Annotated in this window: 12 protein-coding genes; 2 read left to right on the forward strand and 10 right to left on the reverse strand. The window is 61.3% G+C overall.

Translation table 11 applies throughout. The annotated features are described in order from the left end of the window. The first annotated feature begins 225 nt into the window (after positions 1-225). Positions 226-1542: a hypothetical protein gene (locus tag X750_RS143870; protein ID WP_023691612.1), complete on the forward strand. Its 1317-nt coding sequence runs from the start codon at positions 226-228 to the stop codon at positions 1540-1542. Between the two features lie 61 nt (positions 1543-1603). On the opposite strand, the gene X750_RS143865 is transcribed toward X750_RS143870, so the two are convergent. The 10 genes from X750_RS143865 to X750_RS143820 all read right to left on the reverse strand — a co-directional run bounded on the left by X750_RS143865 (position 1604) and on the right by X750_RS143820 (position 13776). Further along, on the reverse strand, positions 1604-3283 hold the full coding sequence (locus tag X750_RS143865) for a formate--tetrahydrofolate ligase (RefSeq protein ID WP_023683662.1): 1680 nt from the start codon (positions 3281-3283) through the stop codon (positions 1604-1606). Positions 3284-3595: 312 nt separating this feature from the next. Continuing rightward, the gene (locus X750_RS143860; protein WP_023686165.1) at positions 3596-4720 is read right to left on the reverse strand and encodes a DUF2333 family protein; all 1125 of its coding nucleotides are present in this window, start codon (positions 4718-4720) and stop codon (positions 3596-3598) included. Between the two features lie 16 nt (positions 4721-4736). Then, positions 4737-6041, reverse strand: a complete 1305-nt coding sequence (locus X750_RS143855; protein WP_023683664.1) for a DUF6638 family protein — start codon at positions 6039-6041, stop codon at positions 4737-4739. Between the two features lie 136 nt (positions 6042-6177). Then, on the reverse strand, positions 6178-8088 hold the full coding sequence (locus X750_RS143850) for an ATP-binding protein (protein WP_023748142.1): 1911 nt from the start codon (positions 8086-8088) through the stop codon (positions 6178-6180). A gap of 2 nt (positions 8089-8090) precedes the next feature. Continuing rightward, complete coding sequence (locus X750_RS143845; RefSeq protein WP_023748143.1) at positions 8091-8870, reverse strand: Fic family protein; 780 nt, start codon at positions 8868-8870, stop codon at positions 8091-8093. A gap of 48 nt (positions 8871-8918) precedes the next feature. Further along, positions 8919-10064 (reverse strand): hypothetical protein, encoded by a 1146-nt coding sequence (locus X750_RS143840; protein WP_023669989.1) that lies wholly within the window; start codon positions 10062-10064, stop codon positions 8919-8921. A gap of 27 nt (positions 10065-10091) precedes the next feature. Further along, positions 10092-11180, reverse strand: a complete 1089-nt coding sequence (locus X750_RS143835; RefSeq protein ID WP_023748144.1) for a hypothetical protein — start codon at positions 11178-11180, stop codon at positions 10092-10094. A 321-nt stretch (positions 11181-11501) separates the two neighbouring features. Further along, positions 11502-11885, reverse strand: a complete 384-nt coding sequence (locus X750_RS143830) for a cytochrome c family protein (RefSeq protein ID WP_023748145.1) — start codon at positions 11883-11885, stop codon at positions 11502-11504. Between the two features lie 86 nt (positions 11886-11971). Beyond that, positions 11972-13150, reverse strand: a complete 1179-nt coding sequence (locus X750_RS143825) for a glycosyltransferase (RefSeq protein WP_023748146.1) — start codon at positions 13148-13150, stop codon at positions 11972-11974. A gap of 14 nt (positions 13151-13164) precedes the next feature. Further along, complete coding sequence (locus tag X750_RS143820) at positions 13165-13776, reverse strand: thymidine kinase (protein WP_023683669.1); 612 nt, start codon at positions 13774-13776, stop codon at positions 13165-13167. A gap of 237 nt (positions 13777-14013) precedes the next feature. Between X750_RS143820 and X750_RS143815 the strand changes: the two genes are divergently transcribed. Next, positions 14014-14949 carry a choline ABC transporter substrate-binding protein gene (locus X750_RS143815; RefSeq protein WP_023686157.1) on the forward strand — a complete coding sequence of 312 codons (936 nt, stop codon included), beginning with the start codon at positions 14014-14016 and terminating at the stop codon, positions 14947-14949. Positions 14950-15004: the final 55 nt, after the last annotated feature.

A 15004-nucleotide genomic window follows, 5' to 3' on the forward strand; every position in this document is an offset into this window, starting at 1 on the left:
TGCACGAACTACAGTCGTTCTCGCCTTGGCTGGTGCCGCGGCACTCTTGCCATGGCCCGCTTTCGCCCAGGTCCCTTCGCACGCGCCGGGGACGATCTGCTTCACTCAATCCTTCTGGTGCTGGGCGCAGCCGCCCGGCCCGCCCGGATATCCGTGCGGGTGCCCGTCGCAATACGGCTATGTGCCGGGCTATCTAGGGTAGTCGTCAGGCGGGGGGATTTCACGATGACGACGACACCGGCCGACCCTCTCGTTTCTGGACTCATCGCGGACGCCAAGCTGGTCGCCAACTACGGCCGCTACGGTGTGTTCAAGGACAGTTCCCTGTTTGCGGCCATCGGCAATGCCGAAAAGCTCGACGATGCGACGGCCAGCCAGCCTGAGGTCGTCAATCTTCAGACGGTTTTCAACGATTGTTCCGGCACCGTGCCATTTGCCACCCTGGCGGCACTGCGATCGGGCTGGTCGCCCGGTGACATGTCGCGCAAGACCGCGCTGGCGACGTACTTTCTCGTGGCTCTTTCCGTGCTTTTCATGGTTGTAACCGGAAGATTGACGTACATTTACAACAAGGGAGTCGCGATAAACTCCGAACTCATAGAAATCGACAACAATGATTTCAGCGCACGGTTCGGACAGGCGATACGCCAGGTTTGGGCGACGAAGAAACAACTGAGCTCGGCATCGTCCGAGCAGGCTTCGACCACGGATCTGACGCTTCTGAAGGACGCCTATTACAATTCGGAAGATAGCCTTCACGCTCTCGACCAGCGCTTTTCCTCCCTGGTGAGAAGAGCGCAAGGGTTCATGACTGAGGACGCGCAATTCCCGATCTGGGGAATGCAATGGATGTACTGCAAATTTTATTCAACCTCCACGGCAGATGGCGTAGCGGCGGGCCAGGCTCAGTATTCCCAGCAAGGTGCCATAGACCAGTTCTGTGACCAGCCGCTGGGGGTGAGTAAATCCACGCCTCCAGACAAGCTCAAGGAGCTCCCCAATCAGCCGGATGCCTATTGCGCGCAGATAAACACCGAAAAGAAAAACCCGAACAATCTTGAAGGTACGTCTTCGGAAAAAGTGACGGACGTGAATGCCGATTTCGACGAGGCAACGCGCAGCCTGCAGTGCGACGGAGTGATCACGATCGCGCCGAACTCGATCTACACGCTGACCGCGCAGATAAAGACGCTGGACGAGGTTCTCAGCCCATATGCCTTGTGGATACTCCCGGCCTTCTACGGCGCGCTCGGAGCCATCATGTTTCACATGCGGATGATCCTCAATCCGCTGCTGCCCAATCCACCGCTGTCGCGGCTGATCCACAGGATCGCACTGGGGGCGCTGGCCGGCATGGTGCTTGCCTGGTTTGTAGCACCGGGCACCAAGCTTGGAGAGGAGGCTTCGGGAATAGGCTTCAGCCTCTTCACCTTCTCCTTCCTGTTTGGGTTCAGTCTGGATATCTTCTTCACCATTCTCGACCAGTTCGTCAGCATGTCGGTCGCCGGGATCAAGAAGTTCGGGTCCTCGACAGTGGCGTGAGAAGCCCGGCAAGCAAAAGGGCGCCGCATGGCTGCGGCGCCCTTGGTTGTCGAGACAAATCTCAGAACAGGCCTTCGATCTGGCCGGCCTCGTTGAGGAAGATTTTTTCCGAGGACGGCGCCTTGGGCAGGCCGGGCATGGTCATGACCTCGCCGCAGATGACGACGACGAAGCCGGCGCCCGCCGAAAGCCTGACCTCGCGCACCGGCACGGTGTGCCCGGTCGGCGCGCCGCGCAGGTTCGGGTCGGTCGAGAAGGAATATTGGGTCTTGGCCATGCAGACCGGCAGGTGCCCGTAGCCGGCCTGCTCCCAGGCATGCAGCTGGTCGCGCACCGACTTGTCGGCGATCGCCTCGTCGCCGCGATAGATGCGCTGGACGATGGTGTTGATCTTCTCGAACAGCGGCATTGCGTCGGGATAGAGCGGCGCGAACTGCGAGGCGCCGGATTCGGCGATCTCGACGACCTTGCGCGCCAACTCCTCAATGCCGGCAGAGCCATTGGCCCAATGCTTGCACAGGATCGCCTCGGCGCCGAGCGAGGCGACGAAATCCTTCATCGCCTGGATTTCCACCTCGGTATCGGTGGTGAAATGATTGATCGCCACGATCGCAGGCACGCCGAACTGTTTCACATTCTCGATGTGGCGGCCCAGATTGAGGCAGCCCTTCTTGACTGCCTCGATGTTTTCCTTGCCGAGGTCTTCCTTCTTGACGCCGCCATTCATCTTCATGGCGCGCACGGTGGCGACGATGACGGCAGCCGCCGGCTTCAAACCCGCCTTGCGGCACTTGATGTCGAAGAATTTTTCGGCTCCGAGGTCGGCGCCGAAGCCGGCTTCGGTGACGACGTAGTCGGCGAGCTTCAGCGCCGTGGTGGTGGCGACCACCGAGTTGCAGCCATGCGCGATGTTGGCGAACGGGCCGCCATGCACGAAGGCAGGGTTGTTCTCCAGCGTCTGCACCAGGTTTGGCTGCATGGCGTCCTTCAGCAGCACCGCCATGGCGCCGTCGGCCTTGAGGTCGCGGGCATAGACCGGCGTCTTGTCGCGGCGGTAGGCGACGATGATGTCGCCGAGGCGCTTTTCCAGATCCTTGAGGTCGGTGGACAGGCACAGGATAGCCATCACTTCAGAGGCGACGGTGATGTCGAAGCCTGCCTCGCGCGGATAACCGTTGGCGACGCCGCCGAGCGAGCAGATGATTTCGCGCAGCGCCCGGTCGTTCATGTCCATGACGCGGCGCCAGGCGACGCGGCGGGTGTCGATGCCGAGCTCATTGCCCCAGTAGATGTGGTTGTCGATCAGCGCCGACAGAAGATTGTGCGCCGTGGTGATGGCGTGGAAGTCGCCGGTGAAGTGGAGGTTCATGTCCTCCATCGGCACGACCTGCGCGTAGCCGCCGCCGGCGGCACCGCCCTTGACGCCGAAATTCGGGCCGAGCGAAGCCTCGCGGATGCAGACGATCGCCTTCTTGCCGATGCGGTTGAGGCCATCACCGAGGCCGACGGTGGTGGTCGTCTTGCCTTCGCCGGCCGGCGTCGGGTTGATGGCGGTGACGAGGATCAGCTTGCCGTCCTTGTTGCCCTTCACCGATTTGATGAATTCGGCCGAAATCTTCGCCTTGTCGTGGCCGTAGGGCAAAAGGTGCTCGGTCGGGATGCCGATCTTGGCGCCGATCTCCTGGATCTGCTTTTTCTTGGCGCCGCGCGCGATCTCGATGTCGGACTTCACTTCGGCCATGACGGCTTTCCTTCGGATTGGACGGTGGAGGGGACGGGTTTGATCTCACTCGCAGGCATGTTGAACCAGGGCGCGGGCATGTTCTAACCCTGTCGCTCCCGCGGCGTCAACTTGCATGCAACTATGTTTCCTATGAAGAAAGTGTCTCCGCGGCCGGCCGACCTGTCGCCGGTTCTTCCTGGCTCCGTTGCCGCGCCGTATAGAAGCCAGAGGACGCGACGTTCCGCCGTCTCAAAACAGCCGCCCAATGCACGGAATGCGACAGAGGCGACGGCGCAAATTCGCCATCGCTCGCCGGGAAAGCTGTGGACGCTACTGAGTCAGGACGTTGCTGATCTCGACCATGTTGGAGCGCACGCGAAGCACGTAGAAACCCATCGTCGTCAGGTGCGTCGGCATGATCCAGCCATCCTCGCGGCCATTGGCGATGATGAAGGGCTGGATGCGCAGGGCCGAGACGAATTGCGCATCCATCGTGTCCCACAGATTGCCGAGATGCTTTTCCTTGATGACGTCCTCGAAGTCGGCCTGGGCGCCCTTCATCAGGCCGTAATAGGCATAGAGCTGGCCATAGGCGAACCAGAAGCGGTCGTCGGCGCGGAAGTCGAACCAGCCATTGTTATGGTTTTCGGCGCGCTCCTTGAGGATCGCGGAGGTGGAACCGATGTCGGAGGAGATGCGGTCGATATACTGCTTCAGATTGTCGGCGCGGGCATCGAACGTCGCCTGGCAGCTGCCGAGGCGGGCGTTGAAGGAGCGTAGCTTGGTGACGGCATCGCGATAATAGCTCGGCGTCGGCGTCTTGGGGCCGAACGGGTTGAGGCCGAAATACCAGGTCTCCTCGTCGAACTGCAGATTGCCGCGCGCATCCTGCAGGTCGCCGTCGATCTGCGATGTGGTGCGAACACGGCCGAGATTGTCGGCAAGCTCGGTGGCGGTACGCCGCACCGCCTGGTTGATGCCGCGCTGGAACGAGGCCTTGTTGTCCATGAACGGCGTGTTGTCCCAGTCGATGCCGAACAGGCCGAGTTTGTAGAGGATCATCGACGAGATCCAGGCATTCTGGTTGACGTTGAAGTCCGTCAGGTCGGCCGCCACCTGGGCGATGCCCGAATTGCCGCAGGTCTTGGCGGTGTCGGTGCCGGCGCCGGCGGCGACCTGTTCGCCGGCGGAAATGTTGCGGTTCTCGAAGGTGTATTTGTCGACGTAGTTGGGATCGAACTTGTTCCACCACTGGGTGGCGTAGAAGAAATTGGCGTAGAGGCCGATCAATACCAGAAGCGCGAGGCCGACCACAGCCTTCAGGATCCAGCCGCGCTGCGTATACCAGCGCCCAGCCCAGAGGAACGGCCACAGGATCGCGCCGATGACGAGGCCGATGCCGCGGCCGATCCATTGGAAGATGCGGGTGAAGAAATTCACGATCGGATCAAGCATGGCTCTCGTTCACCCCTCAGTCAGTCAGGCCGTAAAGGCGCGTGCGAAACGCCACTTTGTCTTTCAAATATGTGGTTTTCAGAACGTCCACAACATGCGACCGCCAGGCGTCGCTGTAGCCGTCATAGTCCTTGTAGAAGCCCGGCTTGTTGAAGACGTAACGCGAGACGAAGTCCTGCGGCACGAAATCCGAGATCAGCTGGTTGGTCAGCCAGGCGTCGGGATGGTCGGGCTTGCCACGCACGACCAGGAAGCGCTGTTGCGGAAACACATCCTCGATCTTGAGATGGCCGAGCTGGGCGATCTCACGCTTGGCGGCGTTGAGAAAGGGGAAATTGCCGTCCTTGGTGATCAGATCGGCATGGCCATGGATCCAGGTCTGCAGCCAGACCTTGTCGACCTCGGTCAAATTGCGGTTCGGCTCTGTGTCGCGGATGAGAGAGCGCACCACCATCTCGGCGCGATGCTCGAGATAGCCCGAGCTTTCGACCCATGACGCGCGGGGCAGTTCGATGCGGCCGGTGCTGGCCAGGAACTTGAACACCTTGTCGGCATCGTTGATCGAGAGATAGCTGACCTGCCAGGGCCGCGAACGGCGAAAGCCGGGGGCGGCCGGGTCGCCGATGACGGTAGTCATATCAGGATCGACGAAGACGTAGACGCCGCCGAAATGGCTGGTCCAGTAGGCGTTGTGGCGGAAGATCACCTGGTCGGGCACCAGCGCATTCTCACGGATATCGCCGCAGACCTTCGCCAGTTCCACCATACGGCTCAGCATAGTGTTGTCGCGCCAGGCATCGGGCTCCTGCTTCAGCCGGTCGACCAGCTTGCCGAGTTCGGCGGCCTTGCCCAGCACGTCCTCGGCCGAAAGCACCCTGAACTCGACCTGGCTGATCGACAGCAGATCCTCGATGTCGTTGACCAGGGGAACGGAATCCTCGATCTCGCCGTAGATGACATCCTTGATGGTCAGCGCATCGATGGCGCGCTGGTTCTTGGACATGAACTCGAACATCAGCTGCGAGGTGTTGGAAAAGGCGGTGTGCACCACCGGCAGATCGATCTGCGACGGCGTCAGGATGATGAAGCGGCGGTTGACCTCATTGGGGTCGAGATAATCGTAATCGCCGCATTCCTCGGCCACTTCGGGCGAGAAGCCGGTGCGGTCGATCTGGAAGCTCTTCAGCTTGGTGGGCTTGAGGCCGAAGGCAACAAGCGCCTTGTTGTAGCGCTGGATGAGGTGCGACTCGTCGACGGTGAGCAAGCGGCCGTAGATCAGCTCATTGTCGCGGAGAAGGTCGGGCTTTTTGGCGTGGCTCATGCAGAACGTTCCGAGTGGCGTTGCCTGTTGTGGCGAAGCGCCAACGCTGACGCCTCCCTCTCCCCGTTCTTCACGGGGAGAGGGGGCGTCAGCGTTAGCGCCAAGCCTTTCAGCACCCGCGGGCAGCGAAGCAAGCTCACGCATTCCAGAGCCCCTTCTTCTTCATCTCCTCCATCTCGCGCCCCGCCCGTTCGCGCAGGCGTGCGTCGCGCAGCAGCTTCTCCACCGCGGCGTCATCGGATTTGTCGGAATAGCGGAACTCCGAGTCGGCGTAGCGGTTGATCTCCTGCATGACCATGTCCATCGAGAACGGCCCCCGCAGTTCCTCGATCATGGCCTTCTTTTCGTCGTAGCCCTTGTGCATGAAGGCTTCCGGCTTCTCGAACCAGTCGTCGGGCAGCTCGATGTCCATGGCGCGCATCTTGATGGCGTCGGTGACGTTCTTGATGGCTCGGCCGGTGAAGCGCGGCTCGGCATCCTTGATCAGGTGCAGATAGGTGCCGATGTCGGCCATCGATTTCGGCGCGCCATTCTCCTTCATGTAGCGCTCATAGACTTTCATCAGCCCGTCTTCCTGAGGCTTCTCGTGCTCCTCATAGGCTTCGGTCACCGCGCGCTGGATCTCCTGCGCGGCGTAGAGCTTGTGGTCGCCGAGTGGGATCTTGTGGTTCTTGCCGGCAAGCAGGACGAAGATGTCGATATAGTCGTCGCGGCTCTGTGGGCCGTCGACCAGCCAGCGGGCCCCGGCGCGCTGGCGCAGCGCATCGTCGACATTTTCGGGATAGTTGGAAAACATGCCGAACGAGCAGTTGCCGCGCACTACCGTGCCGGCGCCGGCAAAGGCATCCATCAAGACGCCGGTGATCTCCTGTTGGCCGGCCGAGGCGCGGTCGTCGGAGCGGCGGGCCGCCACCTGGTCGATGTCGTCGACGGTGCCGAAACCGATGACGCGTGGGTTCAAGACATTGTTGATGAACTGGCGGCAATTCTGGCCGGATTTGCCTTGGTAGGACGAGATCTGGTCGACGCCGAAATTCTCATAGGCGAAGGGATAGCCGGCGACCTGGCAATAGCCGTTTACGAGGCCGGCGATCATCTGGATCAGCGTCGTCTTGCCGGTGCCCGGCGCGCCGTCGCCGATGAAGGTGAAGAGGAAGCCCCCGAGTTCGACGAACGGGTTCAACTCGCGCTCGAAATCGTAGGCCATCAGCATCTTGGCGAGCTTGACCGACTGGTATTTGGCAATGTGGTTGCCGACGACCTCTTCCGGCTTCTTGAAGGTCATCACCAGCGGCTTGGAGCGCTTGCCGGGCGCGACGTCGAAGCCGTCGAGGGTGAAATCGTCGGCGTCGATGCGGATATGGGCGTTCTCGAACGGGCCGATGCCGTCGAAGCGGCCTTTACGGGCCAAGAGCCCGTCAATGGCAACACGGGCGAAAGCACGCGCCCGGGTCGTCAGGTCGCCATCGTCCTTCGACCCGGTGATCGCCTTGTCCAACCCAGCCACGATCGACTTCACCGCGTCCTGCGGCGTGTCGAACAGGAAGTCCGGTTCGGGGATATCGTTGGGCGCCTCGCCGTCGCTGTCGATCAGCTGGAACAGATAAGAGGCGAGGCTGAAGGCTGAAACGTAAGCCGAGGCTGACAGAAGCTTCTTGAAGGCCGCCGCCTCATCGCCCTCAAGAGGCGCCCGGGTGTTCTTGGCCTGGAGGCTTTCGAGGTCGGAGCCCTCGGCGAAGACGTCGGAGATGGCGAGCGCTATCGCCAGGCCGCGGCGGGCGCGGAACAGCAGCGTGTGCTGCGGGATGCTCATCAGTTGGTCGTCGGGATGGACGGCTGCCACGGTCTTGACCAGCTCGACCTCGCGTGTGCGCCGCACCGAGCCGACCGAGACGGTGGAGACGAAGCGGCGGTTGGTGCCGGCCAGCGCTGTGCCGGATTCGCGTGAAGGATCCTCCAGCACGACGACGCGGGTGATGAAGCTTTGCGCGGTTGCGCGGTGCTTTTCGATAGCCGCTTCCGGGATGGTGGTCAGGCCCGTGTCCATGGTCAGCTCCTCATAGGAATACTTTTGCTGGCCGACGAATCGCGCGCCTGGCGAGCGGCGTCGAGATACATATCCAACGTCTGGTCCAGCCTGTCGAAAAGTAACTTGTCAAAGGCGGCATGGCCGCCGCCGCGTTGATCGATCTCAAGGGCGGCAATGTAGGCCGGACGGTCCTCGGGACGAATCGCTACCGGCGGATAGCCGGCCCGCGCCAGAATGAGGTTCATCAACAGACGTGCCGTACGACCATTCCCGTCGTTGAAAGGATGAATGCCGACGAACCGTCTATGCGCTTCGAAGGCGGTCTTCGGCGTGTTGCGTGCCACGCCCAGCCAATGGGAAAAAGCTTCCATGAGGGCCGGGACTTCCGTCGGCGTCGGAAAATTGTGAACACCGGCATCGGTATTCACATAGCGGGCGGTATCGGCATAGCTGCCTGCAATCTCGGGCCTGGAATTCGCGACAACCAGGTGGTGGAGGTTACGGATATCGGCCTCGATTATCGGCATGTCGCGTTGCGAGGCGATTTCCAGCACCCAATTCAGTGCTCGCGCATGATCGACTGCCTCCAGATGGTCCTTAAGGGGCTTGCCGCTGATTGTGATGCCCTTCTCGAGCACCAGGGCTGTTTCGCCGGCAGTCAGCGTGTTGCCTTCGATCGCATTGGACGTGTAGGTGATGTCGATGCGCTGGCTGTGCTCCAGACCGTCCAGCGCGCCGGCCCGGACAGTCTTCCTCAGAGCATCAAGCTGTTTCTTCTTTGCGAAGACCGCTGGCATCATCGGCCACGCCTCGGCTCAGCTTGGCGATTGGCGTCACAAGCGAGACTCTTACACATCTGAAATCACCTGCCCATTTGACAGGATGTGAACCTTGTAGCCGGAAAAGATCTTTTGAGCTTCGCCGGCGGCGTAGAGTGCTTGATAGGCTTCGTGCGGGATCAGGGCGTGGTTCTCGTAGCTCGACACACCCTGGCGCGCGGCTTCGAGATCGTCGGTGTTGATAAAGAATTCCTGCGTCGTCTTCTCGCTCGAAAACAGCCCCTTGCGGCCGGGTTTCTCGCCCTTGGAGTAGACCTCCTGGATGGTCCATGTGAGCAGCCAGGCATTTTCCGGTTTGCGCACCTTGGCCAGCACCTCGGTCACGGTCGAATTGTTGTCCGTAATGCCTGCGGAATAAAAGGGGCCGAGCACGACGCGGCGCAGCTGCTTAGGGTGCAGCGGCTCGAAATCCTTGTCGAGATTGACCGCAATCGTTGCGGGCGAAAGCGTGTAGGCGGAATTCTTCTCGGTGAAATCGTCGAAGCGATGGGCGAGTTCGGGGTTGAGCAGGCCGTCCACCGGCAGCGGGATGTCGACCCGTTCATTGAGCTTGCCGCTGCTGTCAACGAGCTGCCGGATCATGCTTTCGGAGGAATCCTCCACCGTCACCATGTAGACCAGCGGCAGGTTGGCGCTGCCGTCGAAGCTCGCCCAGTGCACGAGGTAATAGGGGCGCCCGGTCTTTGGATTGACCGAGACCTTGGCCGTCTGCGCCAGCGAGAACGGGCCAAAAGTCTGTTCGCTCTTGACGTCCTCGAGATAGAGCCGCTCGGCCATCGACTTCTGCAGCGCTTCGGGGAATTCCTTGTGGCGCAGGATGAAGTCGGCCATTTCCTCGCGCAATTCGCCGGCCAGCGGAATGTTGGCCAGCCGCGCCTCGGCCTGGCGGCGGTCGTTTTCCAGTTCGAGCAGGTTCTGGAAGACGGGATAGCCGCTGTCGGCGCGCGAAATGCGGAACGTGTCCATGAAGCCGAGCCGGTTGCGCCAGCAGGAAAACGATTTGTCCAGCCGGGCAATGTATTCGGCGACGATCTTGGCAACGATGCCGTGCCGGTAAAGCGGCGAGCGGTCGTCGCGCATGAACACTTCAAGGCCGCTGAGTGCCGCGGTGATGGCGGAAAAATAGCGCGCCGCCGCTTCGTTTTCGGGAGTCATGCCGGTGTGCCCGCGTGCAGCCGCTCCTTACGACTGCACGTAGTTGGCCGAATTGTGCTTCTTCATCACGTCGTCGAAACGGCGGGCGAAGGCGTCGTCGGCGAGCTTCTTGCGGCGCTGGATGTCGGAGCTGGCGACCATGTTCTTCTCGTGCATTTCGAGAAGATCGCCGATGTGCTTTTGCGAGGCGGCGCCAATGCCGGCCATGGTCTCTTCGGCGGTGTTGTCGACCTGGCTGCCCAGCGTGTTGATCTTGTGGGCGACATCCTGCTGGGCGGCGGTCTTCAAGGAATCTTCCAGTGCCTTGTAGAGCACGATGCGCTGCTCGGTATCGATGGTCAGCTTGTTGATCAGCGTCGACTGCGCTGCGATCTGATTGTTGAGCGAATCGACGAAGGTCTGGAACATCGAGGTGTAGCGTTCCAGCGTCTGGCTTTCGGCCAGAAGCTCCTGCTCCTTGGCCTGCTTTTCATTGTATTCGGTCGCCAGTTTCGAGCGCTCGCCCTCAAGCTGCGTGCGCTCCTTCTGACTGGTAGAAGCGGCGATCTTGTTTTCGATGTCGAGCAGCAGCGGATTGACCTCCTCGATGCGCTTCTGCACCGCCTCGAGGTTGGTCATGGTGACCTTGCGGCGCTCGATCACCTGCGACAGGCTGTTTTCCGAGGTCTTGTAGCGCTGGTCGAGGACCTCTTTCTGCGCTTTCAGGATGCCGACGATGGTGTCGGACTTGACCAGAAGCTCCTGCAGATTGCCGGCCAGCGACATGTTGCGGACGCGGTCGGTGCGCATGCGCTGCTTGCGTTGCGCCGAGAAGACGCCGACGAAGCTTTCCCAGCCGGTGTAGTTCTTCATGCTCTCGAATTCGGTGCCGAAGACGTTGGTGGCGTCTTCCAGCCCGATGATCAGGTCGGCAATGTTGCCTTCCATCACCTTCTGCTGCTTCAGCACGTCCTCGATGCGGGCATTCTCGACGTCGAAATTGGCGTCGCCGATCTTCTTGTCGGCGGTTGCCAGCGTATCAAGCACCGTGCCGGACTGCTCGATCTTGGAGCGCATGTCCTGCACGACCTGCCTGGTCTTGGCAATTTCGGCATCGAAATTCTGCAATGTCGCCATAGGGGCCTCCCGCTTCGGCTTCCGGTCGCTGGCTGCGAACAGCGGCGAATATATGTGGGGTATCAGGGGATTGAAAGACGCAAGACAAGACCCGCCCCGAAAACAAAAAAATGCATGGTCGTCTTGAAAGGCAATGAAGGCGGGGTCATGGCGTGATTAACCAGCCGGCCAAGTATTGTTCAATTGTCATTGAACTTTGACGGCTGCGAAGAAGTCGATCTCGGACAGTGTGGGTGTGCTGAATTCGACAGAAGGCTCAATGAGTTGCAAGCGCGAGACAGCTGGCGGAAGCCGTCGCCATCACGCTACCCATCGCGACGTTTAAGGCTTCGGATCGGCCTTCAGATAGGCGATGACGTTGGCGATGTCCTCGTCGTTGCTCAGGCCGGAGAAGCCCATCCTGTTGCCGGGTACTTTCAGCTTGGGAGCGCCAAGATAGGCTTTGAGGTTGGCTTCGTCCCAGACCAGGCCGGCCGCGCCGGCGTCCTTCATGGCCTGCGAATAGTTGAAATTCTGGGCGGTGCCGGCGGTGCGGCCGACGATACCGAGGAGATGCGGGCCGACCTTGTCGCGGTCGCTTGCCGCCTCGTGACAGGCCATGCAGCGGTAGAATACTTTCTTGCCAAGTGCTGCATCGCCGTCGGCCTGCGCGGCGAGGATACCGGCCAAGTAAATGACAAGGGCTGATGAAATGGCTCGAAGCATGGCGGGTCCCGGCTGGCTCTTGTTGAGGGCAAAATAGGCAGCAGGCCTTAACAAACGCAGTATGGCGGCTGGATAGCGGACCGGGCTCAATCCGTGCGCGGGATCGCCGCAACCGCCTGCTTGACTTGCTTTTCAATCGCCGCCGACGAATGGTTATCGCGCACGAAAGCGCGGCCGATCTCCGCCATCTCGGCGGCCGCTTGCGGGCGTGTCGCGAGATCGATGATTTTCGATGCCAACTTGCCGGCATCGTCGCTGGACAGGAAATGCCTGCCCGCCTGCAGCCCAAGACCTTCGACGGCCTTTTCGGTGGCGGCGACGACCAAGCCCGCCGCCATCGCCTCCAGCACCTTGATGCGGGTTCCGCCGCCGAAGTGCAGCGGGATCGGCGCATAGCCGGCGCGGCCAAGCAATTCCGGCAGATGCGGCGGGTTCTCGATCAACCGCAGACCATGCCTGGTGCATAGACCGCGCACGACATCGCGCGGGTTTCTGCCGGCGACGGTGATCGACCAGGGCCGGCCGGAAGCGGCGAGGCGCGGCGTCATCGCGCGGCCGATCTGCTTGACGGCGTCGATGTTGGGGAAATAGCCGAGATGCCCGATGAAGCACAGGCTGAGCTCACTGAAGCGCTCGGCAGCAATTGGCAGGGAAAGCACGCTCTCGTCTGGAATGGGGTTGGCGACGAACCTGACGTCGTTGACGGGGCCGAGAGCGGACAGAAGCGCTTCGTCGGCCCGCGAACAAACCCAGACCTGGTCGGCCAGGGCAGCCGCACACCTGTCGGCTTCGCGCGCCTCTGCCTTCCTTCGCCTGTTTTGGCGCCAGTCTCGAATTTGCTGCCACAGCGTCAGGCCGGCGATCCGGTCGGACACCGTCCGGGAATCGATGTTGTGCTGGTCAAGGACGGTGCGCGCGCGATGCTTCGGCGCCAGCGTCAGCAGCTGCGAAAGCACGATCTCCTCGATCACCACGAGATCGGGCGCGAATTCCCTCCAGATGGCGTCGGCTTCGGCCAGTTCGTCGTCCGGCATCATATGCACGGTCGGGTGCGGGCTGCGCCTGCCCCAAGGCGCCCTGCCGCGCGCTGCCTCGATGATCCGGTGACGGATGTTCGGCGGTGTGGAGGGTGCCGGGGCGCCAGTCAGGCTTACCGTCAGGACCTCGCCCATCGATGCCAGGGCGCGTGCATTGGCGGCGTTCCGGATCTCTCCGCCGGAGACCGGCGGGAACGGGCAATCAACTGTGAACTGCAGAATTTTCATGTTGTCCCGGCCGTTCAGCCTCTGGTGAAGCCAATGAAATCGTCGGGCGCGGCGCGGCCCATTTCCTCTTCCCAGTGGCGGCGGCAGAGCGAGATATAGACGTCCTTGCCGATCGCCACCTGTTCGCCTTGTCTGGCCACCTTGCCGTCAGCGCCGAGACGCACGACCATCGTCGCCTTGCGGCCGCAGCGGCAGATGGTGCGCACTTCGCGCAGATCGTCTGCGATGGCCAGAAGCGCTCGCGAACCGGAAAACAGATTGCCCTGGAAATCGGTGCGCAGGCCGTAGCACATCACCGGGATGTTCAGCCGGTCGGCGATACGGGCGAGCTGCCAGACCTGCTCTTCCTCGAGAAATTGCGCCTCGTCGACAAAGATGCAATGCACCGTCGTATGTTCGTGATGCTCGGCGACGCGAGCGTAGAGATCGTCGCCGTCGCGGAACATCTCGGCCTCGGTCTCCAGGCCGATGCGCGACGAGATCAGCCCGGTGTCGCCCTTTCTGTAGTGGCCGGCGACGAACAGCATCGTCGTCATACCGCGTTCGCGATAATTGTAGGACGCCTGCAGCAGCATTGTCGTTTTGCCGGCATTCATCGTCGCATAGTGGAAGTAGAGCTTGGCCATGCCGTCCTTTTAAGCCGAGTTGGCGCGGCGCGGGGAGAGGGCACCGCTGCATTTAATGGGAAAAGCCCTCTGCAATCGAAAAAGCGGCGGGCGTGTCGCTGTTTGGCCAGTCCGCGCCGTTGATCGTGATTGTCTTAGCGCTTGAAACCACACCAGAATGGTGTTTGGCTGACGAAACAAGGCGGGCAGAGAAACCGTAACTACGCTTCGCCAAAGAATCACAATGGGAGACTGCCAATGTCGCGTATGAACACCTTCGTCGCCGGCCTCGGCCTGGCGACTTTTCTGTCCACGAGCGCTGCACTTGCCGGCGATCCGGAGAGCTGCAAGGCGGTGCGCCTTTCCGATGTCGGCTGGACCGACATCCAGGCAACCACCGGCGTCGCTTCGGTGCTGCTCACCGCGCTCGGCTACGAGCCGCAGACGATCCAGCTATCGGTACCGGTGACCATGGCGTCGCTGAAAAACAAGGATCTCGACGTCTTCCTCGGCAACTGGATGCCGTCGATGACCAACGACATCAAGGACTACACCGCCGATGGTTCGGTCGAGACGATCGGCACCAACCTGACCGGCGCCGGCTACGGCATCGTCGTACCGACCTATGTCGCGGAGGCCGGCGTCAAGTCGCTGACCGACATCGGCAAGTTCAAGGACAAGTTCAACGGCAAGATTTACGGCATCGAGGCGGGCAATGACGGCAACCGCATCATCCTCGACATGATCAAGAACCCGAAGGACAATCTCGAAGGCTTCGAGCTGGTCGAGTCCTCGGAAGCCGGCATGCTGACGCAGGCCGAGCAGTCGATCAAGAACAATGAGTGGATCGCGTTCCTCGGCTGGACGCCGCATCCGGTGATGGGCGCCATGAAGCTCACCTATCTCGACGGCATGGGCGACAGCGGCTTCGGCGCCGCCACCGTCTACACCAATGTGCGCAAGGGCTACACCACCGAATGCCCGAATGCCGGCAAGTTCATCGCCAACCTGAAGTTCAACCTGGACATGGAAGGCGAGATGATGGACGCGATCCTGAAGGGCGGCGACGCCAACACGGTCGCAGCCGACTGGCTGAAGAAGCACCCTGACGCGGTTGCGCCGTGGATTGCCGGCGTCACCACCTTCGATGGCGGTGATGCGGCAGCGGCGGTCAAGACCGCGCTCGGAAGCTGAGCCGACTGAATTCGGCAAAGCCGAACCAGGAAGGGCAGCCAATCTAGAAAAGGCT

The organism is Mesorhizobium sp. LNJC391B00, assembly GCF_000502535.1.
Lineage (GTDB): Bacteria > Pseudomonadota > Alphaproteobacteria > Rhizobiales > Rhizobiaceae > Mesorhizobium.

Excerpts from the sequence above, each read along its gene's own strand:
- X750_RS143845 (WP_023748143.1), bottom strand. The coding sequence starts at position 8,870 with ATGATGCCAGCGGTCTTCGCAAAGAAGAAACAGCTTGATGCTCTGAGG.
- X750_RS143825 (WP_023748146.1), bottom strand. The coding sequence starts at position 13,150 with ATGAAAATTCTGCAGTTCACAGTTGATTGCCCGTTCCCGCCGGTCTCC.
- X750_RS143830 (WP_023748145.1), bottom strand. The coding sequence starts at position 11,885 with ATGCTTCGAGCCATTTCATCAGCCCTTGTCATTTACTTGGCCGGTATC.
- X750_RS143865 (WP_023683662.1), bottom strand. The coding sequence starts at position 3,283 with ATGGCCGAAGTGAAGTCCGACATCGAGATCGCGCGCGGCGCCAAGAAA.
- X750_RS143850 (WP_023748142.1), bottom strand. The coding sequence starts at position 8,088 with ATGGACACGGGCCTGACCACCATCCCGGAAGCGGCTATCGAAAAGCAC.
- X750_RS143820 (WP_023683669.1), bottom strand. The coding sequence starts at position 13,776 with ATGGCCAAGCTCTACTTCCACTATGCGACGATGAATGCCGGCAAAACG.
- X750_RS143855 (WP_023683664.1), bottom strand. The coding sequence starts at position 6,041 with ATGAGCCACGCCAAAAAGCCCGACCTTCTCCGCGACAATGAGCTGATC.
- X750_RS143815 (WP_023686157.1), top strand. The coding sequence starts at position 14,014 with ATGTCGCGTATGAACACCTTCGTCGCCGGCCTCGGCCTGGCGACTTTT.
- X750_RS143860 (WP_023686165.1), bottom strand. The coding sequence starts at position 4,720 with ATGCTTGATCCGATCGTGAATTTCTTCACCCGCATCTTCCAATGGATC.
- X750_RS143835 (WP_023748144.1), bottom strand. The coding sequence starts at position 11,180 with ATGGCGACATTGCAGAATTTCGATGCCGAAATTGCCAAGACCAGGCAG.
- X750_RS143840 (WP_023669989.1), bottom strand. The coding sequence starts at position 10,064 with ATGACTCCCGAAAACGAAGCGGCGGCGCGCTATTTTTCCGCCATCACC.
- X750_RS143870 (WP_023691612.1), top strand. The coding sequence starts at position 226 with ATGACGACGACACCGGCCGACCCTCTCGTTTCTGGACTCATCGCGGAC.